Origin of the sequence: Winogradskyella tangerina (assembly GCF_003260205.1) — a bacterium.
Taxonomy (GTDB): domain Bacteria; phylum Bacteroidota; class Bacteroidia; order Flavobacteriales; family Flavobacteriaceae; genus Winogradskyella; species Winogradskyella tangerina.
Window position 1 is genome coordinate 145,099 of the sequence record NZ_QERF01000009.1, and the last position, 24,643, is coordinate 169,741.

Sequence of the window (24,643 nt, forward strand, 5' to 3'; positions counted from 1 at the left end):
CTTATAGCGAAATATTAAAAGTGAATTTGAACGCAATATTATCTTCGAAATTTTGAAGGTGATAAGCGCCATAGCGATAGGCAAAACTGAGTCCGAATCCCAAGATCAATTTGTTGATCTCAAAGCCAGATTCTGAGTAAAGGTGATTGAGGGTGTTAAATGCAATCCCTTCATGCCTGCTAATACTATTCATATCGCCAAGCGCATAACGCGAAATGAAGACCAATTGAGGTTTAAACCGGTCTGAGATATTAAACGGACTAAAAAAATGTTTAAACTGAAAGGTCATAAACTTGTCGCTAAAGAATTCATTAAAGAACATGGTTTCAAAACTATTGAGACCGGCAACTGAAAACCGTTGAAGTATTGTTTCTTTATTGATATTATTAGGATAAGCATGATACAAATGAGTCAGTGGCGTTTCGCCACCTGCAATGCCAGCCACCAATGTTAAATTGGTGGTTGACTCATTTTTATGATCAAATTGTTGTACGGTTCTAAAGTCTAATTTTGAAAAATTAAAATCACTTCCAAAGATCGATTCGAAACCTTGCGTAAATTGAAGGGTGAATTTCGGATACGCATCCTTAGTTTCAACAACGCGGTCATTTATAATCTCAAATTGACTAAAAGGACTCCATTGCAAACTAATTTTTGCCGTACTAAGATTGAACGTATTATAGACTTCATCATCTAGTACAAAATTATAATTGTAAGTCGGATTTACTCTGCTATTTGATAGCTGCGTTTCCGTTAACAAGTGATTTGATAATTTATGCTGAATGCCTATGGATTTGGTAATATGCCTATGAAAGAGATCGATGTTTAAAAGTCGTGGTTCAAAAAAAGTGAAAAACCTTTTATCTGTTAAAAAGGTAGAGCTTCCGGTTTCCTGAAGATCATCGGTGTAAGACAAGTTAATCCAAGTATTTGTAGCTTCGGCTACTCTAAAGCCACCTCCAACACTAAACTTATAACGCTCGTCTAGAAATCCATAAACCACATAACCATTGGCTCTGTACTTTTCTGAAAAACGGTCGTTTGTAGTTCCTCCTAGTCCTGTTCTAACACCTTCAAACTGATTGTATTTTATAAGGTAACGTAGATCGAGATTAAAATAGCCTAAGGGCAAATAACCATTGCCAATATTTTTTAAAAACTCAGCTTTTTTAATAGAGTCTCTTGCAATGCGAGACGAGTCCTTTTCTTTAGCAACGGGGTTTTGAGCATAGCTAAATGAAGTTAGAAAAAGAAAAACAACAAATAGATGCTTTAGCATGTATATGGATTAATAGTTTAATTAGAAAATGGCCTTATGCTGTTTGAGGTATGAAATTTTTCTAAGCGGGTACAGAATAAAGCAGCTTTACTTTTCTAAACCGTCATAATCTCACTTTCCTTAACATCAAGAATTTGATCTATTTTCTTAACGAAGGAATCCGTAAGTTCTTGTATGTCGATTTCCGAATTCTTCTGAAAATCTTCAGAAACATCAGCCTTTTTAATATCATTCATGGCATCTTTACGCGCATTTCTAACACCAACTTTTGCGTCTTCAGCTTCTGATTTTGCTTGTTTTGCCAATTCCTTTCTGCGTTCTTCAGTTAATGGTGGAACATTGATGATAATCATTTCGCCATTATTCATAGGATTGAAACCTAAATTAGCCAACATAATTCCACGCTCAATTTCCTGAAGCATACTTTTTTCCCACGGTTGTACTGAAATAGTTCTTCCATCAGGTGTATTAACATTTGCTACTTGGTTCAACGGCGTCTGAGAGCCATAGTAGTCTACCATAACACTGCCAAGCATAGCAGGACTAGCCTTACCAGCTCTAATATTTACTAACTGCTTTTCTAAATGCTTAAGCGCATTTTCCATAGCTTCTTTAGCTGTGTCTATTATAAATTGAATTTCTTCGTTCATAATATTTATCTTTTTAATGGAGAGTTATCAAAAGTTACGCCAAATTAAAGGTTCACTTCCGTTCCTATACTTTCTCCAGAAACCACTTTAAGTAGGTTTCCTTTTTTGTTCATATCAAAAACTATAATCGGTAGTTTGTTTTCCTGACTTAAAGTAAATGCTGTTGTATCCATTACTTTTAGGCCTTTGCTTAAAACGTCATCAAAAGTAATATAGTCAAATTTTACGGCATTGCTGTCTTTTTCAGGATCGGCAGTGTAAATGCCATCTACACGTGTGCCTTTCAAGATCACATCAGCACCGATTTCAATAGCGCGTAAAACTGCTGCAGAATCCGTTGTGAAATACGGGTTTCCGGTACCACCACCAAAAATTACTACACGACCCTTACTTAAATGACTAAGTGCTTTTCTTCTAATAAATGGCTCTGCAACTTCATTGATCTTTATAGCCGTTTGAAGACGTGTTTTAACATTGGCATCTTCTAATGCATTCTGAAGTGCTAAACCGTTAATCACTGTTGCTAACATGCCCATATGATCACCTTGTACGCGATCCATACCGTTCATAGCACCTGCAACACCTCTAAAAATATTTCCTCCTCCAATAACTATCGCCACTTCAACACCAAGTTCAGTGATCTCTTTTATATCTTGAGCATACTCGGCTAATCGTTGTGGATCTATCCCATATTGGCGATCTCCCATTAAGGCTTCACCAGATAATTTGAGTAGTATTCTTTTGTATTTCATTAGATTATTTCAAAGTTGAACAAAGCTAAACAATTATTAGCATCTGTAAAAGTGAAAAAAAACCAAAAAAAAGAGCCTTTAACATGTAAAGGCTCTTTTAAATATTTATTAAAATAAGCGGGCTTATCCTAAAGCAACACGCTTAAATACAGTGATTTCAACATCACCGATTGTTTTCACATAGTCAGCAACACTTACTTTGCTGTCTTTAATGAATGCTTGATTTACTAAAGTATTGTCTTTAAAGAAACGCTTTAATTTACCTTTAGCAATGTTATCTAACATAGCTTCTGGCTTACCTTCCTGACGTAATTGATCTTTAGCGATCTCAATTTCTTTTTCGATCGTTGCAGCATCAACACCTTCTTCGTTAAGTGCAATTGGATTCATTGCAGCAGCTTGCATTGCAACATCTTTAGCAACAACATCAGCACCTTCAACATTAGCAGATAAACCTACTAAAGTTGCAATTTTATTTCCAGCGTGGATGTACGATCCAACGAAAGGCGCTTCGATTTTTTCGAATGCATTGATATCTAATTTTTCACCAATAACACCTGTTTGCTCAATTAATTTTTCAGCAACAGTGATACCGTTGAAATCAGCAGCTAAAAATTCTTCTTTTGAATTATAGTTTAATGCTAAATCAGCAAGATCGTGAGCTAAAGCTACGAAGTTTTCGTTTTTGCCAACGAAATCAGTTTCACAACCTAAAACGATAGATACACCTGCAGTTTTAGAATCGTTTACTTTTGCAATTGCAGCACCTTCAGTAGACTCTCTGTCTGCTCTTTTTGCAGCAACTTTTTGTCCTTTTTTACGTAAAATTTCAATGGCTTTGTCGAAATCACCATTAGCTTCAACTAAGGCTTTTTTACAATCCATCATTCCTGCACCTGTAGCTTTTCTAAGCTTGTTTACGTCTGCAGCTGTAATTTTTACAGTATTTTCCATAGTTTCTTGTCCTTGTTTTTATTCTTCTTCTTGAACTGCTACTTCAGCTTTTTTAGCTTTCTTAGTTTCAGTTTTTGCTTTGTTATCCTTTTCAGCACGCTCTGCTTTTCTTTCGTTTAATCCATCTTCGATAGCTGAAGAAACGATCGATAAAACTTTGTTGATAGATTTTGAAGCATCATCGTTTGCTGGGATTACATAATCAACCTGACGTGGATCAGAGTTTGTATCTACCATAGCAAAGATTGGGATGTTCAATTTCTGTGCTTCTTTAATGGCGATGTGCTCGCGCATAATGTCAACCACAAATAAAGCTCCTGGTAAACGTGTCATGTCAGAAATAGAACCTAAGTTCTTTTCTAATTTTGCACGCTGACGGTCTACCTGTAAACGTTCTTTCTTTGATAACGAATCGAAAGTTCCGTCTTTTTTCATACGATCGATAGAAGCCATTTTCTTAACAGCTTTTCTGATCGTTACGAAATTGGTTAACATACCACCTGGCCAACGTTCCGTAATGTAAGGTTGGTTTACTGCACCTGCTTTTTCAGCAACGATGTCTTTGGCTTGCTTTTTTGTAGCAACAAATAAGATCTTCTTTCCTGAAGCTGCAATTTTACTTAAAGCAGCACAAGTTTCTTCAATCTTAGCAGCGGTTTTGTAAAGGTTAATGATGTGGATTCCGTTACGCTCCATATAGATGTAAGGAGCCATGTTTGGATTCCATTTACGCGTGAGGTGACCGAAGTGTACACCTGCTTCTAGTAGTTCTTTTACTTCTACTTTTTCCATTTTTTGTAATAGTTTACGTTCTGTTGAATTAGCAATGTGCTTTTTTAGCTTTTAGCTCAAGGCTATTGGCCGTTAGCTCATTTAGATGCTAAACTAAACCGTGACTGCATTTACAGGTCATCGGCAACAATAACTGGTTAAATTTTGCTGAACTATTCAGCGATTTCAATAAAATGCCAACTCGTGGCGGGTTTAATGTCAGTGGAGCGCAATTGAATTTAATAATGCTTCGACTGCGCTCAGCACGACATGTTTGGTGTTGGATATTAACGTTTAGAGAACTGGAATTTCTTACGCGCTTTCTTCTGACCGAATTTCTTACGCTCTACCATTCTTGGATCTCTTGTTAATAGACCTTCTGGCTTTAATATTGCTCTGTTTTCAGCATCAACCTCACACATTGCACGAGATAATGCTAAACGTATAGCTTCCGCCTGGCCGGTGATACCACCTCCATATACGTTAACAGTAATATCAAAGTTGCCATCATTGTTAGTCATGACTAAAGGTTGATTTACTTTGTACTGCAATGGTGCAGTAGTAAAGTAATCTGCCATGTCTTTTTTGTTCACCGTAATGTTACCTTTTCCTTTGGCAACATATACACGGGCAACAGCCGTCTTTCTACGGCCGATTTTGTGAATTACTTCCATTAGTTAAATTCGTTTAAATTAATTGTTTTTGGCTTTTGAGCTTCATGAGCGTGCTCAGCACCAGCAACAACAGTTAGGTTACGGAAAAGTTGAGCCCCTAATTTGTTCTTAGGCAACATTCCCTTTACTGACTTTTCTACTAATCTGGTTGGATCTTTCTCAAACATTTCAGTAGCAGTCAAGCTTCTTTGACCACCTGGATAGCCTGTGTGACGGATATATGTTTTATCTGTCCACTTGTTTCCAGTTAAGTTGATTTTTTCTGCATTGATAATTATTACGTTATCTCCGCAATCAACGTGTGGCGTGAAGTTAGGTTTGTGCTTTCCTCTAAGTAAGATTGCTACTTTTGAAGCTAAGCGACCTAAGTTTTGTCCATCAGCATCAACTAAAACCCACTCCTTGTTAGCAGTAGCTTTGTTAGCCGAAACTGTTTTGTAGCTTAATGTATCCACACTAATTTGATTTATTATTGCACCAATATGGCACAAAAGATTAAACATTCCTCTTCCGAAAAAGAGTTTGCAAATTTACGATAACTTATTGGATTGACAAACCCTGACGAGGTTTTTTTTAGACTGAAAATCAGTAGTGTTAACCAAGTGTAATCATAACCTGATTAATTATTGAAAAGTTGATCTTAGTTTATGTACTAATCTAAAGGCACAATTAAAATCGGAATGCTTGTTTTTTTAACCAAACTATCGGCTACACTTCCAAATATTGCTTTGTAGAATAAACCATGTGACTGTCGCCCAATGACCATGAGATCGATATTGAGCGCTTCTGTTTTTTCAAGAAGAGTATCCACTGTAGTTCCTTGAATTAATAAAGCATCAGTTTCAATACCTTTTTGGGTAAGACTTCGGGCATAGGTTTGAATTTGCTTGTGTTCTTCGCGTAGTTCTTCAGCGCGACTGTCTCTTATAGATTGCGGACCGGCATCATAACCAATATAATCTGGGTCGGGTGCTGCAACATGAATTAACCACACTTTAGACTTAAATTTTTCTGCGATTTCGTAGGCCTTATCTAAAAGTAATTGCTCACTACCTTTGAAATCAATGGGAAGTAAAATATTTTTCATGATAAAACGAATTACGATGATACACTTTTATAAGTTAGCCAATAATTCAGACTTAAAAAATGACAAAAATCACTAGTAACTGAAAAGCGCAGAATGAAAGAAATATTATAAAGTAAGAGCGTTGCTATTCAAAAGCTCAATTTCTTCAAAAGTAAATAGTTGAGAACGCCACAGTTTCTCGTATTCTTCAGTAATGGTGGCGTTAAATAAAATAAGGTCGTCGGTATTAATCGTCACTTTTATACCGTGATCAAATAGTTTTCTCACAGGATGGTGTTCAAGATGTGCAACAGCACCTAAGGACAGGTTACTTGTAGGGCATATGTTCAATCTTATTTTTTTTTCAAGAATCATATCCATAGTTTTTTCAGAGTCAACAGCTCTTATTCCGTGCTGCAATTCTTGGGGATTTAAGAGTTCAATGGTGTTCTCAATAGTGAGATGATCCGAGAATTCACCTATATGAACTTTAGTTTTCAAACCATGATCCTTGGCCATATCGTACAGTCGTACAAATGGAGTTAGATCTTTACCGACTTCCTGACCATAGAGATCGATCCCCGTAAATACGCCACTTTTTATACATTTAACACCGTCAGAATATACTTTTTCTAAAGCAAGATCTTTGTTAATACCTAAGTCTGGTTTAAAATCAATTTCGGAATTATAGCGCTCTTTTAAGGTTTGAACGGTTTCGATAACAGCATCGATAGAGTTATCGAAGAATCTCGCCAATCCTGCATCAACGCTAGCTTCTAAAAGTTTTACGTTGTCGTCAATTGCACTTTGAATAGCGATATCCATAAAATTAGTGACGTCTTCGCTTGTAATCATTACCTTATTTAGAGTGCCGTAAATGAAGTCGATCATACCGGATAGACCATTGTACCGACTAGGGAAAGTGATATTTGCATTAGGGTAACGTTCTGCAAAGCGTTTTTGAGAGCCAGCAAGATGCAAATGACTGTGAACATCTGCTTTAGGTAATGCCTGTATTTTTGTTAGTATTGAATTCAAAAAGTTGATTTTGATACAAAATACATATTAATTTCTCCTTTTCCTTTGGCTTTGATCATACCGCGATGTTCAAAAGTAAAATCCTTATCATCTTTTATGAGTTGATATGTATCTTCTGAAATGTTAACCTTTCCGACCTCACCGCTACTTTCCATCCGCGCAGCTGTATTTACTGTATCGCCCCAAATATCATATTGAAATTTCTTCACACCAACAATACCAGCAACTACCGGACCTGTATGAATACCAAGGCGCATTTCGAAATAAAGGTCATTGTTGTTTTTCTTTTCTGCAATCCGATCCGTGATAAACGCTTGCATTTCTAACGCGGCCAAAACGGTATTCTTTACAGAAATGTCTTCTGGCACTGGTAATCCACCTGCGGCCATGTAAGCATCGCCAATGGTTTTGATTTTTTCGATATTGTATTTGGTACAAATAAGGTCGAAAGCTTTAAAACAAATGTTGAGTTCTGCCAGTAGATCTTCCGCGCTTAGTTTTTCTGATACTTGAGTGAAGCCTTTAAAATCGGTAAATAACATCGATACGGTATCGAAATTTCGGGCGTCGGCTTTCCCTTTTTCCTTTAATTCTTCGGCAATTTCAGCAGGTAATATATTAAGGAGTAGATTCTCGGAGCGTTCCTTTTCATTTTCAATAATATTCTTTGATTTTTTGGTGTAGCGATATCGCGAATAGTAGGCGCCTGAAATGATCAGAAATAAGAGACCAATTCCTATGGCAATGTTTTTATTCCGATCCTTTCTGTTAAGATCTCTGTCGAATGCAATTTGCTTTCTTAGATCAATTTCAACTTGCTTAAGACTATCAGCTTCAACTTGCTTTGAGAATTCCATTTGCTGAAGCTTCAACACAGTTTGTTCTTCTGAAAGACTTTCTTTAAGTGCTTTATATCGGTCGTTAAATTCGACGGCTTTGGAGAGATTTCCTAGATTTTTATAAGCTTCATAGAGGCATTCGCAACTTTCTTCTTCAATAGAAAGTATGCCAAATTCTTCAGACAATTCTAAACTTTGTGTACAGAAATCTCTGGCTTCTCTAAATTGACTCATTCGTTTATACAATTGGCCAATTCCCAAATACTTGATCATTGCGTTATAGTAGATTTCATATTCTTCATCCACTTTCAAGCTTTCTTTATAAAACTCGAGTGCAATATTAAATTTCTCCTGTTCGGCATAAACGTTACCTTTTTCATACAGAATATTAGAAAGACCTACTTGTTCACCGAGTTCTCTATAGATCACTTCACTTTTATTGAAATATTCTAAAGCAGCACTGTAATCGCCTTCTCGCATGTAAGTACTCCCTATACTAAATAATGAATTAGAGTAGTCTAGAGAAATGGTGTCATTTTTTGTTAATTCTAAACTTTGCTTATAGTAGGAAAGCGCATTGCCATAATCTTCCTGATTGAAATAGATATTACCAATAAGTGTTATCGTATTTACCCTTTGAATGGTATTATCAATTTCCTCGGCAATTTTTGAACTGCGTTTTATGTAATCTAAGGCTTTAACATTATCACCTTGGTCTGAGTAGATTTCACCAATAAGAGACAAGGTTTGTGAAAGTTTTAATTTATCCGTGTGTTGCTCAAAAGTTTTCAGAGCCTCTTCTCCAAATTTAAGTGCATTAATATAATCTCCGGAAAAGTAATACGAATTAGCCTTTAAAAACTGACCTAGCCCAATCGAATAGGTGTCGTTATTCTTTTTTGCAAAGGCCTTTAAATTTTCGACAAGAATGATCGTAGAATCTGGATCATCGAACATGTAATTAAGATACAAGTACGTATAGTAAGCCTTGGCTCTGGCAGAGTCTGTTTGAGTTTCATCTTGCCATATCTCAAAATAATCATCTTGCCCATGAATTTGATGAACACCAAATAGAAGTAGTATAACAACAAGAAACCGATTCATTAATAGCTTTTAGCGGTAAGAATGTGCCTGTAATTTAATGCAATTAAATTTTGCACACAAAAAGACTGCGGCAGTATCCTAAAAATCAAAAGCTAGTTAATGGGTTATTTTGTCGCTCTGAGCAATCTATCGTTAATAGATTTACCCAGGCCAAAGTCGGGCAAACGTTCCGCAATGATGATGTCTAAATCTTGCTTATCGAGCTGATGTAAGGCGTCATAAAGTTTGGAAGCTGCTTCTTCAAGATTTTGACCTTGAGTTAATACAATTTTGAAATCAATAAGGTCATCATTCAAAATATCATTATAAAGTAATAATCCAATGCGTTTTCCAGAATGGTCATTTATGGTTTTCTGAAGATCATCCGTTAATACCGTCTTTGTTTTTGGGGCATAATGGCGCTCTAGCATACCTGGAGCAGAAGGCGCTACTTCGTTTTTATTTTTAATATGAAGCGTACCCACAACAGCCTCAATAGCCTCAATTGGTGTTGATCCATGGCGATAAAGAACGGGTTGATCATTTTCAAAACCAATTATTGTGGATTCTATCCCTTTTGTACAGGCACCGCCATCGAGAACCATTTTAATTTCATTTTTGAAATAATCTTCAACATGTTCAGGTTTTGTTGGACTAATACGATTGAAGGGATTGGCGCTCGGTGCCGCTAACGGAAATTCTAATCGCTCTAACAATTCTAAGGTTGTAGGATGATTTGGAACTCTTACAGCAACGGTATCCTTTCCGGCCGTAATTAAATCTGGGATGGTATCTTTCTTATTTAAAACCAGAGTTATTGGTCCTGGCCAAAACGCATCTGCAAGCAATTTCGCCTTTTCAGGAATATCGGTTACAATTTTTTCTAGATAGGCAACAGATGGTATATGTACAATTAACGGATTAAATTTTGGACGCTGTTTGGTTTCAAAAATGGCGGTAATCGCTTTTTCAGAATATATATTTCCTGCAAGGCCATAGACAGTTTCTGTCGGAATGGCTACCAACTCTTCATTAGATAAAAGTTCTACTGCTTTTGCTATGTCTTTTGAAATAATACTCATTGCAGATTGCAAATATCCGTAACTATATTTCAATCACCAACTAATGGTTGCAAATGATGAACCGTTAGAAAAGTTCAATTTTGAATATTTAATGGTCTGATGGTATCAATGCGCCTCCAACCAATTGTCACCAATATCGAGGTCAACATCTAAAGGTACAGAGAGCTCATAGGCATTTTCCATTTCGGTTTTGATGAGATTTTTTAGACCTTCAAGTTCTGGTTTATAAACATCGAACACCAATTCATCATGAACCTGTAATAGCATTTTGGTTTTGTAGTTGCCTTCAACGAGTTTCCTGTGAATATTAATCATGGCAATCTTAATGATATCAGCAGCACTACCCTGAATAGGTGCGTTTACTGCATTTCGCTCGGCAGCACCACGAACAACCGCATTACGCGAATTTATATCTTTAAGATAGCGACGACGCCCTAAAACCGTTTGAACATAGCCATTGTCTCTGGCAAAATCCACCTGATCTTGAATATAATTTCTAAGTTTTGGATAGGTCGCATAGTACGTGTCGATAAGCTCCTTAGATTCTGAACGTGTTAAATTAGTTTGATTGCTCAAACCAAAGGCTGAAACCCCGTAAATAATTCCGAAGTTGACAGTCTTGGCGTTTCCACGCTGTTCTCTCGTAACCTCAGATAACGGCACATTAAAAACTTTTGAAGCCGTGGAAGCATGAATATCTTCACCGTTTTTGAAGGCTTCGATCATTGTTTCTTCTTCGCTTAAGGCAGCAATAATTCTCAGTTCTATTTGCGAATAATCCGCGGCTAAAAGTGTATAATCGTCATTTCTAGGGACGAATGCTTTACGCACTTGTCGTCCACGTTCCGTTCGGATTGGGATATTTTGTAGGTTTGGATTATTACTACTCAAACGTCCAGTTGCAGCCACCGTTTGCATATAATCTGTATGAACACGCCCAGTGCGTTCATCTACTTGTTGAGGTAGTGCATCTACATAAGTACTTTTTAATTTACTGAGGCCTCTAAAATCTAATATATTCTGAATGATTTCGTGGTCTTTGGCCAGATAACTTAGTACATCTTCTGCAGTGGAGTATTGCCCAGTTTTGGTCTTTTTTGGCTTATCAACCAGTTTCATTTTTTCAAATAAAATAACGCCTAATTGTTTAGGTGACGCAATATTGAATTCCTCACCAGCAGCATTATAAATTTGTTTTTCGAGGGTTGCAATGTCATTATCTAATTCTTCAGATAACGAACCTAAAAAGTCCTTGTCTAAGTTTATACCTTCCAATTCCATATCCGCAAGTACACGAAGCAAAGGAATTTCAATCTCATCAAATAATTTCTTCGTATTGGCCTCACCGAGTTCCTTTTCAAAATGCTCCTTTAGTTGAAGTGTGATATCGGCATCTTCAACGGCGTATTCAGTTTGTTTTTCAATAGGAACATCGCGCATAGATAGCTGATTCTTTCCTTTTTTACCTATGAGTTCTGTAATTGATATTGGCGTGTAATTGAGGTAAGTTTCTGCAAGAACATCCATATTATGACGCATATCTGGATTGATCAAATAATGAGCTAACATCGTATCAAAAAGTTTGCCCTTAACCTCAATATTATATTTGGCTAGTACTTTAATATCATACTTTAAATTCTGGCCAATTTTCTCAATGTTCTCATTTTCGAAAAACGGTCGTAATTCTTCAATCAGAGCCTGACATTCATCTCTGTCTTCAGGAAATGGGAGATAGAAACCTTTACCAGCTTCCCAAGAAAAGGCTATGCCAACGAGCTCGGCCTCCAAAGGATTAATACTCGTAGTTTCTGTATCAAAACAAACAGAGGTCTGATTCAAGAGATTTTTTACAAATAGTTTCGTTGCCATTCCTGAAGCCACACTTTGATAAAAATGTGGTGTGGTTTCGGCGGTTTTTCTGGTGTATTCTGAAGTAGACTCTGATGTTGCTGGAGCATCATTTCCGAATAAGGAAAACTGACCGGCACCAGCTTGTTTTGATGATGGTGTTGATGTGGTCTTTGGGCTTTCAGGCTGATTTTTAGCAGGAACCGCTTCACCTTCACTTGCAGTTTCATTTGAGAAAGTTTTTAGAAAATTCTCTGTAAGTCGTCTAAATTCGAGATCCTGAAAAATTTGTTTTACCTTCTCCACATCAGGGTGGTCGAGTTCAAAATCTTTAGCATCAAATTCCACCGGAACATCAAGCATTATGGTAGCAAGTTTTTTAGAGAGTAATCCAAGTTCACCATTCGCTTCTACCTTCTCTTTCATTTTACCTTTCAATTGATCGGTATTAGCCAGTAGGCCTTCCATACTTCCAAATTGATTGATAAATTTTTTAGCTGTTTTTTCACCAACGCCAGGCAAACCAGGAATATTATCGCTCGAATCGCCCATCATTCCTAAGAAATCTATGACTTGCATTGGGTCTTCAACTTCAAATTTCTTCTGAACTTCTGGGATACCCCAAGTTTCGTAACCGCCACCAAAAACAGGGCGATACATAAAAATATTATCAGTTACCAACTGGGCAAAATCTTTGTCTGGTGTTACCATGAATACTTTATAACCTTCTTTTTCAGCTTGGCGCGAAAGTGTTCCGATGACATCATCGGCTTCATAGCCTTCTTTCACCATAATTGGAATATGCATGGCTTCAAGGATATTACAAATATGCGGAATGGCCGTTCTGATACCTTCAGGTGTTTCGTCTCTATTCGCCTTATATTCTTGATACATTTCAACACGATCAACACTTCCACCTTTATCAAAACAGACAGCCAAATGGTCTGGTCGCTCGCGTTTAATAACATCTAAAAGTGAATTCATAAAACCCATTATGGCTGAGGTGTCTTCGCCTTTTGAATTGATTCTTGGGTTTTTTATAAATGCGTAATACCCGCGAAAAATAAGTGCATAGGCATCAACAAGAAAGAGACGTTTTTGGTCTGACATGAATATTAATTTTGAAGTTTATAAAACTACGAAAAGTTCAGGGTTTATTTAAAAAGGGTTATGAACAAAAAAAGCCGAAACAATCGTTTCGGCTTTCTCATGGTTAATAGCATATTAATTAGCAGAGTTTTACAGTTTTTACTTTAATCTGTAAGCTCTTTCTATAAGCTTTGATACTGATGATCTCGTTACTTTTCTTACGGTTAATTCTTAAAACCTTAGCCTTTACTTTAGCAGAAATAACAGTTTTCTGAGCTTCTGGCTTTTCAGCTTTAACAGTCTCTACAACCTCTGTCTCAACATTACTAACAACATCTTGCTGCGCAAATCCCGCTAAAGACATTGTTAAAAATAATATGATGACTAAACCTTTTTTCATGACTGTTAAATCGTTTTTTGTTTTAACTTCGGTTCAAAGAAACACAGGATAGTTTGTTCTGATTAAATTATTGGACGAAACAAGGCGATAATTAGACAACTGACATCTGTTAGTCAAAAACATCGATGAAATACACAAAATGGGCTCGCAGCCCTTTAAAACCGTTAAAATTATAGACGAAAAAACCTGAGATTTAGACCAAATACGCGGGTTTGTCAATAACATCGACGAAATGCACAAACTGATATAATTTCCATTTATAAATGAAGAAATTCAACAAAAACTATAGCGACAATCCCTACTTCAATTTGTTTGAAAAGCAATCTCACAACCAATATAATATTGCTCAAAGCTCATATCGAGATAGAATTAAAAAGTTAGATAAGCTACAGCATGCGTTACAATTCACTTATAGAAAACAAATTAGAGAAGCACTTTATAAGGACTTAAAGAGGCCATTGGTAGAGTCGGATTTAGTTGCAGTTTACTTAGTGATTAAGGAGATAAAACATGCAAAGGCACATCTACATCGTTGGTTAAAGCGCCAAAAGGTAAGTTCTAACATAGTTTTATTGGGCACATCATCTTATGTGATGTACGAGCCTAAAGGAGTTTGTTTAATTATGTCGCCATGGAATTATCCATTCAATCTAACATTTTCACCCTTAGTGGCGGCGATTGCTGCAGGAAATACTGTTATTATTAAGCCATCTGAAATCTCTTCGCATTGCGCTGAAGTAATGCAAAATATTATAGACGACCTGTTTGAGACCGACGAAGTTGCACTAATCCAAGGCGATGCTGAAGTTGCCCAAAACTTACTCAAATTACCTTTTAATCATATCTTCTTTACGGGATCCATTCCTGTAGGTAAGATTGTAATGAAAGCCGCTGCAGAACATCTATGTTCCGTGACTTTAGAGCTAGGAGGGAAGTCGCCTGTCATAATAGATAAAACAGCGGATCTAAAAGTGACAGCGCAATCGGTAGCTTGGATCAAGCATTTTAACAATGGACAAACCTGTATTGCCCCAGACTATATTTACATTCATGATTCGGTAAAGCAGAAGTTTATTGATCAATACAAAAAAGCAGTTGAAGAGTTTTATACTAACGACCCCTCAACATCTGAAAGTTATGGAAGAATCATTAATGAAAAACATTTTGACAGACTTCAATCTTACCTTGATGATGCGAAAAAGCATCAGGCAACATTTGAAATAGAAGGGCATGTAAATAAAGATGATAAATACTTGGGGCCTACATTAGTTTCGGGATTGAGTGAAGATTCGCTTTTAATGAAGGAAGAAATTTTTGGGCCAATCTTACCAATTAAAACGTTTAATGATTTAGATGAGGTTATTAAGGACTTACAGCACAAAGACAAACCGCTTGCGCTTTATATGTATTCGAGATCAAATTCGAATATCAAGCATATTCTCAAAAACACAAGGGCAGGCACAAGTGCCGTTAATGCCAATGGGCTACAATTTTCTAATCATAATTTACCTTTTGGAGGAAGTAATAGCAGTGGCATTGGTAAAGCTCATGGATTTTATAGTTTTAAGGAATTTTCGAATGAACGGGCAGTATTAAGACGATATACTATAGGGCCATTGAATTTAGTTCTTCCACCGTATAACAACTTTAAAGAGAAAATGGCGAAGGCAACCGTTAAGTGGTTCTAACAAAAAAAGCCGCTCCCTACAGCGACTTTTTTCTTAATGTTTTAATCTATAAAGTAAAGATTAATAGCTAATCAAACTTACTTTTAAAGTGCACTAAAACATCTATTTTTTAATGAAGCACTATTTTTTGAGTACACGAACAGCTTCATATTTTATTTCATTCTGAAAAGAAAAAGCCGCTCCCTACTGCGGCTTTTTCTACAACCCGACATGATTACACGACGTCGGTCTTCTAAACATAATCGTACTAATAACAATTAGTTTTGGTCATATTCAAGGCAGATGATTTATTCATCTGCTGAAGCAGATACAGGATGATCAGTAACATGGTTAATCTGTTTTTCAATGGCTAATAGTCTGGCTTCTAGCTGTGCCATCCTGTCGAGCTTTGCTCTTAAGGTTTTATTTTCTTCTTTAAGGGATTGAATTTCTTCATTCAGTTCTTGTATGGCCTTTACCGTTACCGGAATTACCTTGTCGTAGTTGATAGACCACAATTCTTTATTCTCATTTTGTGGTTTTTGAACTGCTTCAGGTAGGACTTTATATAACTCCTGAGCAATAAAGCCTAAGGTTTGCTCACCAGATCGGTCTAGATTTAACGTGCCGTTTTCAATATTACCATTGTGATGAAAATATGTTTTTGGACGCATTTGCATGACTTTTAGCAATCCATTTTTTAAGTCAGATTGATTGGATTTTACGCGATTGTCGCTATAGGTTGTCCAAGCATTTGCGCGGCCTTGTCCTGTACCAATTGCTGCATTATTTGGCAAATGAATAGCATAAGTTGGGTTATTGAGGTTAACACTCAACTGCCCATTTACTTCTACAGTGTTATCACCATAGATCTCAATAATATTTCCTGTGTTCGAATAAAAGATGTTCATTCTACTATCAGCATCTGTATTATCGGCCCTTCCGTAAATGAGCCAATTATTTGTCGTTTCTACTGAGTTAGTAAATCTAATTCGTGAGCCATCATTGGTGCCAGTTTCTTCAAGTTCAATATGCGCATAGGTTGAACTACTATTTCCTTGTACATTGAATCTTGCGTTTGCATTATCTGTTTCACCAATACTTAATCTATCTGAGATATAATTTCTACCTAAGAAATAACCTGCCCAACCATTACTCGTTGAGACATCATTATAAGAGCCGTAATGCGTTCCACCAGCACTACTTGAGATTTCATTGTAAGTACCATATTTAGTACCAGTTCCTGTTGCTCCACTACCGTATTCATTTCTTGTTCCGTAATAAGTACCGTTAGCGGTAAGTGCAAAATCTGTATAAATACCAGCAAATCCATCACTTCCTGGGGTACCATTTGTAAAACGATTTCTCACACCAGCCATTAATGTAGAGCTGTTGTTCGCTGTAAGAAATTCATTATAAACACCGTACATATTTGAGGCGTTCGTTACGCGCATTCCATTGTATACACCATAGACATTACTTGTGCCGGCATTATCCATGTTGTTAAAGGTGCCAAACTGTTGGCTTGTAGTATTTCCCGAAATCCAGTTTCTGGTTCCGTATTGATTTCCTGCTGCCGTAGAATTGATACGATTAAATATCCCATATTTTTGACCCGTACCACTACCTTGTACTAAAGAATAATAAGCGTGGCTACGACCAGTACCAGATCCTGTTTTTGTTACATAAATTCCATTAGTGTCTGAAGAACTATTATCTGTTTTAGTAACATTGACTCCGCGTAATTCATTATTGCCTGTTTCTGACACGTCCACTTGATAAGCCGGATTACTGGTGCCGAATCCAACATCACCACTATCTTCTACAAAGAAGGCATCTGTACCATTATCTTGGATCGCAAAATCGCCTGTAGAATTCAAATTAATATCAAAGCTATTGGTGTCTTGAGTTATTATTGTGGCCTGTGTAAGGGTTCCTCCAAGTTTAATATCATCTGATACTTCAGAAAGACCATTACTAGCTGTTGTATTATCAATTGCTGATGTTGTACTCCAAGTTGCATTACCATTGGCATCAGAAGTTAGAACTCTACCTAAGGCTTGGTTACCATCAACATATTGAAAACTTCCTACTAAATCTAATGTAGCACTTGGATTAGTTACACCTATCCCTACGTCTCCGTTGTCTTCAATTCGCATTTTTTCGGTGAGATTGCCCGATGTGCTTCCAGTGTAAAATAAGAGGTGACCAGCAAAATTTGTTGAACCATTAAGAATAGCTTCAATTTTAGCAATACCATCTCCAAAAGAACTACCACTAGTATTTTCAATATGAATACCACCTACACTAGAATTTACCTGCCCCGTGGTTCCAACTAACTCAATGAACGAAGCATCTATAGCAGAGGCTGTGTTATTAGGTCCTACGGTTAAAGTTCTGCTGCCGGTAGTGTATGAACCGATGTTTGAACTTCCAATACCAACATCCCCGAGTGTAAAAATATTATCAGTAATTGCATTTGGAGAACTTGAAGTACCAACCTCGTGCCAATCCGCATCTTCTGTATCTAAAGAAGATAAATCTACAGTCTGAGTAGCAACACCATCATTCTCAATTTCGAGAGATAACACATTCGTCGCGGCATTAAAACTAAAGGTGTCAATGGTTTGATTATCAGTGCCAATTCCATCTTGAAGTGATGACAGATCTACAGTTTGTACAGGCTGACCATCATCTTCGAGTGATATTCCTAATGTCGTACCAACTAGTGTTAAATTGTCGATGGTCTGATCGTCTGTATCTGTATCTGAAAAAACGGCTGAAGGATTTACAAAACTTACGACTCCCGAGCCGTTAATAGCCATTATTTGCCCGTTTGTACCTGCCGTTTCTGGCATTAAATAACGGTTTGAAGTCCCAGTTCCTAAGGATGTTCTACCTATTAAATAAGCAGCATAACCTGATGTGTTTCTAACATCAGTATAAATGCCGTAATGGTTACCACCACCGCCAGATGGAATAGTTACATAGGTGCCATATTTATTACCTGAACCAGCACCAACAATCGAATTATAACTGCCATAAATATCGCTGGTTCCCGACATATTAAAGCTATTATAGCTTCCATAAAAATCACTAGACCCATTACTGTCAAAGTCATTATGCATACCATAGGTCGTCCCTGCGGTAGATAGAAAATTAGTGTTTTTCATGCCATAATGAACTGTAGAGTTAAATCTAAATTCATTTTGAACACCAATATTAAATCCCGTATTAGTCCCTGAGTAGAATTGGTTAAAGACACCGACATTTCCCGAATTAAGTGAACTACCTGCATTGTTTCCTAAAACAAATTGACTTCGCATTCCGTAAACAGTACCATCGTTTATCAGCGTGCGGATATAATTGTCGATTGCAAAAGCAGTTCTACCATTTCCTGCTCCTGCATCACCCCAAACCTGATTGTTTATACCATGATTGCCGTTACCATCAAAGTTTGAATAAATAGATATTGCAGCGGCATTCGTGTCAGTGTCAACGGTAGTTACCTGTAATCCGTCAGAACCTGAAATTTCAACATTTCCGTCGTTTGCATTGATTACTCTTCCAGCACCTGCACCGCCTTCATCGTATGCGCCATCTAACGTATTTTTACTACCCGAAGAAAGATACACCCAACTTGTACTAGTTTGGTTCCAGTAATAAAAACCTTTACCAGAGTTACCGCTGCCAGTGTAAAATACCAACATACCGTCTTGTGCTGCCGTCATTGAACCAACAGTCGGTAGGTTAGACATTCTAGGGATAAGAATTCCATCAAGATTAGAAGGCGAACTTGTATTTGATGCGCTAATGTCTAATTGCGCTTGAGGATTGGTATTACCCACACCAACCTGAGCAGATAGCCCCAATGTTAAAAGACATAATAGAGTAGGGAGAATTCGTTTCATGATATTTGTGATTAATAGCTTGGTGTAAAATTCTATATTGTCATTAAATTTCAATTCATCCTTTTGGGTGATTTTTGAGTCAATTGGTTTTTTACCTTTGTGTAACTAAATACTCAATTATGAGAATCAGCACTTTTTGCATAGTGTTCTTACTATTATTTGTCAATACAAGTGTCGGTCAGGATGCAGAAGTAGATGCTTATCAAGATAGTCTTCAGAATATCATTGATAAGAATAACTCTAAGGAGATAAAAAAAGAGTCACTTTTTTTACTTGGTGAGTATTTGGTTCAGCGCGATCCAGATTATGCTGAGAAAATTGCGGATCAACTTAAAGCAGAATATATTAACACCTCTGATAGCTCAGAGGTAAGGCGTACGGATTACATTTTTGCTGCGAGCCACCGTTGGCATGGCGACTATAAGACAGCCTTAGATTTCTACCGCAGTATATATAACTATTCAAAGCATAAAAGAGATTCCATTGATATCGCTAAAAGTGCGCATTTCATTGGGACTATCTCCATGTTTTTGGGTAATAATATAGAGTCTCAAAATATGTTGTTAGAAGCTGCTGCGATTTATGATAAGATCGGAAGTGCTAGTCAAAAGGCCAGAATAAATAACTCACTGGCAGGATTTTATTTGAATGTTGATCAATTAGAAAAAGGGAAACAACAATACTTAAAAGCTTTAAAGCAGTTTGAGGTATTAAAAGACAGCTCAGGGTTAGCGAGTGTGAATGCTAATCTTGGAATGGTTTATACTGACCTTGGGGAATACGAGAAGGCCGAATATCATTTAATGAAACAAAAAGGTTACAATGTTGTTTTTCCAACCTTGAGGGAAATGGGATTTCATCATGATTTCCTTGGCCTTTTGAGGCAAGAACAAAACCGCCTCGACGAAGCTTATGAAGAACATCTTAAAGCTCTCAAAATTAGAGAGAACTTAAGTAGCACCTATAATCTATGTGAATCAAAAATTCATATGGGTGAAATCTTAACCAAGCTTGGTAGGTATGATGAGGCTATTGAGCAATTAAATGATGTATTTTCATTTGAAGAGCATCAATCCCTAAATCAAGAGCAGCGCGCCTATAATCTTTTGGCTGACGCTTATGAGAAAAAGGGTGATTTCAAATCGGCATTAGCGACTTTCAAGGATTTTAAAACGATGACAGATTCTATCTATACAAGTGAATCTATAGAGATTATTGCTGAAAAAGACGCCTTATACAACCAACAAAAGAAGGATGCTGAAATTGCACTCCTAAATAAAGAGAACGAAATTTCAGAAACCAAACTATCGCGCTCAAATGCGATAATTGCAATTTCTTTGATAGGTTTGGTCTTACTGACTATTGCGGCAATTGCGCTATTGAGATTGAATAAAAAGATTAAGAGTAAAAATGACACCATCACTAAGGCTTTGAAGGATAGAGAATTGTTATTGCATGAGACTCATCATCGGGTTAAGAATAACTTGCAAATGATCTCTAGCCTTTTGAATTTGCAGTCGAAATATGTTGATGATGATAAGGTGTTGGAAGTTCTTCAAAATGGAAGAAACAGAGTGCAATCCATGGCCATTCTGCACAAGAATCTTTACGTTGGAAATGATCTCAATATGGTTAATATTCAAGATTATTTTGAAGGCTTAGTTAATAGTATTTTAAATTCCTATAATAAGACTGAGAATGAAGTAGAACTGAGCGTTAAGGCAAAAGATGTATTTATGGATGTTGAATCTGTGATACCAGTGGGCTTAATTGCTAACGAATTGGTCACAAATTCGCTAAAACATGCATTTCCGAATGAATTGAAAGAAAAGCCAACCATTAATATTGAAATGAATGAAGATGACAACAATTTCATATTAAAAGTGAAAGACAATGGGATTGGAATTAAAGATGAATTCATTAATAAAGGTAAGGCCGAATCATTTGGCCAACGACTAATCGCCTCACTGACGAAAAAGCTAAAAGCTACCATAAATGTTTCCAACGGAAGCGGAACGGAGGTTTCAATAACATTGCCGAAATCTTAACTACTGCCTCAGTAATGAATGTACAAGTCTGAGTGTTTCAGAACGCGTGTGTGTATTCATTTTTTCATAAATATTTTTGATATGCGTTTTAATGGTGTTAACGCTTACAAACTGACTATCGGCCAATTGCTGATTAGTCTTTCCTTCATATAACCCTTCAAGCACTTCAAACTCTTTTTGTGTGAGTGCCGTTGGTATTTTAGAATTAATAGCCTCAGCATTGAGTTCAACAGGAAGTAAAAATTTAGAGAAATTATAAAGTGCTACCTCAATATTAGAATAGAGCTCTCGCTCATTAAATGGTTTTACAATATAACCCATTGGTAACGTGGGCTTTGCTTTTTCCAGAATTTCTTTTCCAGAGTAAGAGGTCAAATAAATGAATGGAATTTTTCGAGTTTTATTGATATGATCGGCAATTTCGAATCCTTCAAACTGACCGTTCAAATTTATATCGAGTAAGACGAGATCTGGCTGTTGAGCATCTATTTGTTCAATGGCATCCTCCTTGTCATATGCCACATCTAAAGCTGAATAATTGACATTAGTAAGCATATCGCGAATGTCTTCTCCAATGATTGGATCGTCTTCAACAATAAGAACTCTTATGGTAGACATTTAGTTGGTGCAGTTTATAATTCAAAAGCAATTTACTAAGCAATTTGTGAGTAAGAAAAAAAGACGATTAAGTTTATTTTTTTCTAGACAAATTGATTAACAGCTTATTAGATTACAAAATACGAGATTAATTAGATTTTTGAAATTTATGCCAATCGAATTATGATTTTTCTTCCTTATTAAAAAAATCAGATTGTATTTGTTCGTTAACACCGTTTTGGAACTTAGTCATACTAAACCATTGATGAATCGAGTACGAACCGGTTTCACCCTTTTTGTTCACGGCGATATAGCCCACTTGAAAATCTTTGTAGTTGCTATTCGGTTTATTTACAATTCTACCGATAGCTTCTTCACAAGCTTCTTGAGGAGATTTACCCTGACGCATAAGTTCAACTACCAAGAAACTTCCTACGGTTTTAACAACTTCCTCACCTAAGCCTGTTGCCACTGCAGCACCAATTTCGTTATCTACAAATAATCCTGAACCAATAATCGGAGAATCGCCAACTCGACCACCCATCTTGTAGGCCAAACCACTTGTGGTACACGCACCTGAAATATCACCATTTTTATCAATGGCTAGCATACCTATAGTATCGTGATTTTCAATATTAATGATGGGTTTATATTTGGCTTCGACTTTCCATTTTTCCCAAGCTTTTCTTGAGGCTTCTGTTAGAAGGTCTTCAGTTTCAAACCCTTGAGATAGTGCAAACTGTTGAGCGCCTTCACCAGCCAGCATTACATGAGGCGTATCATCCATTACTTTTCGAGCTACAGACACCGCATGTTTTATATTTTGAAGATAAACCACAGCGCCACAATTTCCGTTTTTGTCCATAATACAAGCGTCGAGTGTGACGTTACCATCTCTATCGGGCAGGCCACCTTTTCCTACTGATTGTCCTTTTTCATTGGCTTCCTCAACCATGCAACCTTGCTCAACAGCATCTAGGGCATTACCGCCTGCTTGCAATACTTCCATGGCCTTGGCTGTTGCTTCTTTCACATGCCATGTTGCGATGACAAGGGGTAAAGAGGGCTCACTTTTTTCAGATTCGGCAACAACAGTTTCTTTTTTGTCTGATGGATTCTCGGCACAGTTAAGTAAGCTATTGGTAAGTGTTAGTCCGGCACCTGTTAGCGCGGTATTTTTTATAAATTTTCTGCGATTCATGTTTGTTAAATTTAATAGGTGACACCCTGTTTATCTAAAATAGTTTTGGTTCTGAAAGCATAAAACAATAGATAAATAAAGCAAGCAACAGCGATCCAATATGATGATTGAATGGAATAAATATCTGCTAATTTTCCTTGTACTGGTGGAATGATGGCTCCACCGAGAATCATCATGATTAAAAATGCTGAACCTTGAGAGGTGTATTTTCCTAGTCCGGCAATGCTTAAAGTAAATATACATGGCCACATTATTGAACAGAAAAGTCCACCCGATAAGAAGGCGAACAATGCAACATTTCCTGAAGCGAAAAGCCCAACAAGCATTCCGATAATACCTAAAAGACTGAATATTTTCAGAGTTTTTACCGGTCGATCTTTTGATAAAAAGAACCCTACTATTTGAAGCGCTATACAAATAGCGAAGAATAGTATTTCATTGGTTGTGAATTCGTTTCCGACGATATAATTAACCGCGAGTATAACACCAAAAGCAACGTAAGGAACAAGAACTAAAAGTACCTTTTTTAAGCCTTCCCCTGGATTAAAAACTGTTATAGCGCCAACCCAACGGCCAATCATTAGTCCACCCCAATATAAGGAGATATAAATACCGAGTTGCGAATCGTTAAGTACTGGAAGTCCAAGAGCATTTAATCCAGTATCCGCGACACCTTTCTTTAGTAATTCACCCAAATTACTACCAATGGTGACCTCAACACCGACATAGGTGAAAATAGCCAGCATCCCTAGTACCAATTGTGGATACTTCATAGCGCCCCAACCTTCAGGCTTTTTCGATGCACTCGAATACGCAACGAAAACGGCAATAATTACAGCAATCAATGCAATAAATAATAAGGTGAGTCTTAGATTTTCAAGTTCTTTACTGGCCTCAGTATCTCCGATGTATGAACTAATCACATAGCCAATGCAACCAAAAACAACTATGGTCAATACCACTAATAGATTTCTTGCTTTATTGGCAGTTTCAAACACAACATCAGATTTCAGCGCTGGTAATTTTTTTGAGAAATAGAATAGGGCTGCAGCAAGCAAGAATAGGGCTCCAACACCAAGATATAACCCCTGAACAGTGACTAAAGTTATTTCGTTATTCGAGATCATTTCAGCCAATTCATCAGTACTCCAAGAGGCTGCTCCAAAAATAACAAGGCTCACAACAATTGGACCTATAGTTGTTCCGAAGGAATTAATACCTCCAGCCAAATTAAGACGATGCGATCCCGTTTTAGGGTCACCTAGTGCAATCGCAAAAGGGTTTGCAGCGGTTTGCTGTAATGAAAAGCCTAAGCCTACTATAAATAAGGCTACCAAAACAAAATAGAATACACCTGTTTGGCCCTGTTCTGCACCAGCTGTAGCCGGATACATCACAAAAGCACCGACCGCCGATAATAGCAAGCCGTAGATAATTCCGCTTTTGTAGCCCCAACTATTCATAATGTCTTTTTTGATTGAGCCCGACATAATAAATAGCAGTAATGCCCCAATATAATAGGCACCATAAAAGGCAAAATCGACCAACTGCGATTGAAACTGATCGATGTTAAAGTAGGTTTTACAAAATGGAATAAATACACCGTTTGATGCCGCAATAAATCCCCAGAAAAAGAAAACGGTGACTAATGTCGCTAGTGCTGATTTGTTGTTTTGATTGCTCATTATGTTTAT

General features: G+C 37.0%; 19 protein-coding genes. 2 read left to right on the forward strand and 17 right to left on the reverse strand.

The window, feature by feature from the left end; translation table 11 throughout:
• Position 1: 1 nt before the first annotated feature.
• From DDY94_RS13570 to DDY94_RS13630, 13 genes are all read right to left on the reverse strand, one after another.
• Positions 2 to 1,279 (reverse strand): DUF5686 family protein, encoded by a 1,278-nt coding sequence (locus tag DDY94_RS13570; RefSeq protein WP_111684889.1) that lies wholly within the window; start codon positions 1,277 to 1,279, stop codon positions 2 to 4.
• A gap of 95 nt (positions 1,280 to 1,374) precedes the next feature.
• Positions 1,375 to 1,929, reverse strand: a complete 555-nt coding sequence (frr, locus tag DDY94_RS13575; RefSeq protein ID WP_111684891.1) for a ribosome recycling factor — start codon at positions 1,927 to 1,929, stop codon at positions 1,375 to 1,377.
• 44 nt (positions 1,930 to 1,973) lie between these two features.
• The gene (gene pyrH / locus DDY94_RS13580) at positions 1,974 to 2,681 is read right to left on the reverse strand and encodes a UMP kinase (RefSeq protein WP_111684893.1); all 708 of its coding nucleotides are present in this window, start codon (positions 2,679 to 2,681) and stop codon (positions 1,974 to 1,976) included.
• Between the two features lie 123 nt (positions 2,682 to 2,804).
• A complete protein-coding gene (tsf, locus tag DDY94_RS13585; RefSeq protein ID WP_111684895.1) occupies positions 2,805 to 3,635 on the reverse strand; it encodes a translation elongation factor Ts in 831 nt (276 codons plus the stop codon).
• 18 nt (positions 3,636 to 3,653) lie between these two features.
• Entirely contained in the window at positions 3,654 to 4,427 is a 774-nt protein-coding gene (gene rpsB / locus DDY94_RS13590) for a 30S ribosomal protein S2 (RefSeq protein WP_111684897.1), read from the reverse strand.
• Positions 4,428 to 4,693: 266 nt separating this feature from the next.
• Positions 4,694 to 5,080 (reverse strand): 30S ribosomal protein S9, encoded by a 387-nt coding sequence (rpsI, locus tag DDY94_RS13595; protein ID WP_111684899.1) that lies wholly within the window; start codon positions 5,078 to 5,080, stop codon positions 4,694 to 4,696.
• Positions 5,080 to 5,535 (reverse strand): 50S ribosomal protein L13, encoded by a 456-nt coding sequence (gene rplM / locus DDY94_RS13600; protein WP_111685033.1) that lies wholly within the window; start codon positions 5,533 to 5,535, stop codon positions 5,080 to 5,082. Before rplM ends, rpsI begins: the two co-directional genes overlap by 1 nt.
• A gap of 197 nt (positions 5,536 to 5,732) precedes the next feature.
• Positions 5,733 to 6,167, reverse strand: coding sequence for a universal stress protein (locus DDY94_RS13605; RefSeq protein ID WP_111684901.1), 435 nt, complete (start codon positions 6,165 to 6,167; stop codon positions 5,733 to 5,735).
• A 105-nt stretch (positions 6,168 to 6,272) separates the two neighbouring features.
• Positions 6,273 to 7,184 (reverse strand): amidohydrolase family protein, encoded by a 912-nt coding sequence (locus tag DDY94_RS13610; RefSeq protein ID WP_111684903.1) that lies wholly within the window; start codon positions 7,182 to 7,184, stop codon positions 6,273 to 6,275.
• Positions 7,181 to 9,127: an adenylate/guanylate cyclase domain-containing protein gene (locus DDY94_RS13615; RefSeq protein WP_111684905.1), complete on the reverse strand. Its 1,947-nt coding sequence runs from the start codon at positions 9,125 to 9,127 to the stop codon at positions 7,181 to 7,183. The genes DDY94_RS13610 and DDY94_RS13615 overlap by 4 nt, the downstream gene beginning before the upstream one ends.
• Positions 9,128 to 9,231: 104 nt before the next feature.
• Positions 9,232 to 10,188: an L-threonylcarbamoyladenylate synthase gene (locus DDY94_RS13620; RefSeq protein ID WP_111684907.1), complete on the reverse strand. Its 957-nt coding sequence runs from the start codon at positions 10,186 to 10,188 to the stop codon at positions 9,232 to 9,234.
• A 105-nt stretch (positions 10,189 to 10,293) separates the two neighbouring features.
• Positions 10,294 to 13,146, reverse strand: a complete 2,853-nt coding sequence (gene polA, locus DDY94_RS13625) for a DNA polymerase I (protein ID WP_111684909.1) — start codon at positions 13,144 to 13,146, stop codon at positions 10,294 to 10,296.
• Between the two features lie 118 nt (positions 13,147 to 13,264).
• Positions 13,265 to 13,525, reverse strand: a complete 261-nt coding sequence (locus DDY94_RS13630; RefSeq protein ID WP_111684911.1) for a hypothetical protein — start codon at positions 13,523 to 13,525, stop codon at positions 13,265 to 13,267.
• A gap of 263 nt (positions 13,526 to 13,788) precedes the next feature.
• Between DDY94_RS13630 and DDY94_RS13635 the strand changes: the two genes are divergently transcribed.
• Entirely contained in the window at positions 13,789 to 15,213 is a 1,425-nt protein-coding gene (locus DDY94_RS13635) for an aldehyde dehydrogenase family protein (RefSeq protein ID WP_111684913.1), read from the forward strand.
• A 287-nt stretch (positions 15,214 to 15,500) separates the two neighbouring features.
• Here DDY94_RS13635 and DDY94_RS13640 read toward each other — a convergent pair whose 3' ends face one another.
• A complete protein-coding gene (locus DDY94_RS13640; protein ID WP_111684914.1) occupies positions 15,501 to 19,103 on the reverse strand; it encodes a tail fiber domain-containing protein in 3,603 nt (1,200 codons plus the stop codon).
• A gap of 119 nt (positions 19,104 to 19,222) precedes the next feature.
• Between DDY94_RS13640 and DDY94_RS13645 the strand changes: the two genes are divergently transcribed.
• On the forward strand, positions 19,223 to 21,151 hold the full coding sequence (locus DDY94_RS13645) for a tetratricopeptide repeat-containing sensor histidine kinase (RefSeq protein WP_111684916.1): 1,929 nt from the start codon (positions 19,223 to 19,225) through the stop codon (positions 21,149 to 21,151).
• Here the strand turns inward: DDY94_RS13645 and DDY94_RS13650 are convergent, their stop codons facing one another.
• From DDY94_RS13650 to DDY94_RS13660, 3 genes are all read right to left on the reverse strand, one after another.
• Positions 21,152 to 21,769 carry a response regulator transcription factor gene (locus tag DDY94_RS13650; protein WP_111684918.1) on the reverse strand — a complete coding sequence of 206 codons (618 nt, stop codon included), beginning with the start codon at positions 21,767 to 21,769 and terminating at the stop codon, positions 21,152 to 21,154.
• A 160-nt stretch (positions 21,770 to 21,929) separates the two neighbouring features.
• Positions 21,930 to 22,949, reverse strand: coding sequence for a N(4)-(beta-N-acetylglucosaminyl)-L-asparaginase (locus DDY94_RS13655; protein WP_111684920.1), 1,020 nt, complete (start codon positions 22,947 to 22,949; stop codon positions 21,930 to 21,932).
• An 11-nt stretch (positions 22,950 to 22,960) separates the two neighbouring features.
• Positions 22,961 to 24,634 carry an MFS transporter gene (locus tag DDY94_RS13660; RefSeq protein ID WP_111684922.1) on the reverse strand — a complete coding sequence of 558 codons (1,674 nt, stop codon included), beginning with the start codon at positions 24,632 to 24,634 and terminating at the stop codon, positions 22,961 to 22,963.
• Positions 24,635 to 24,643 lie beyond the last annotated feature (9 nt).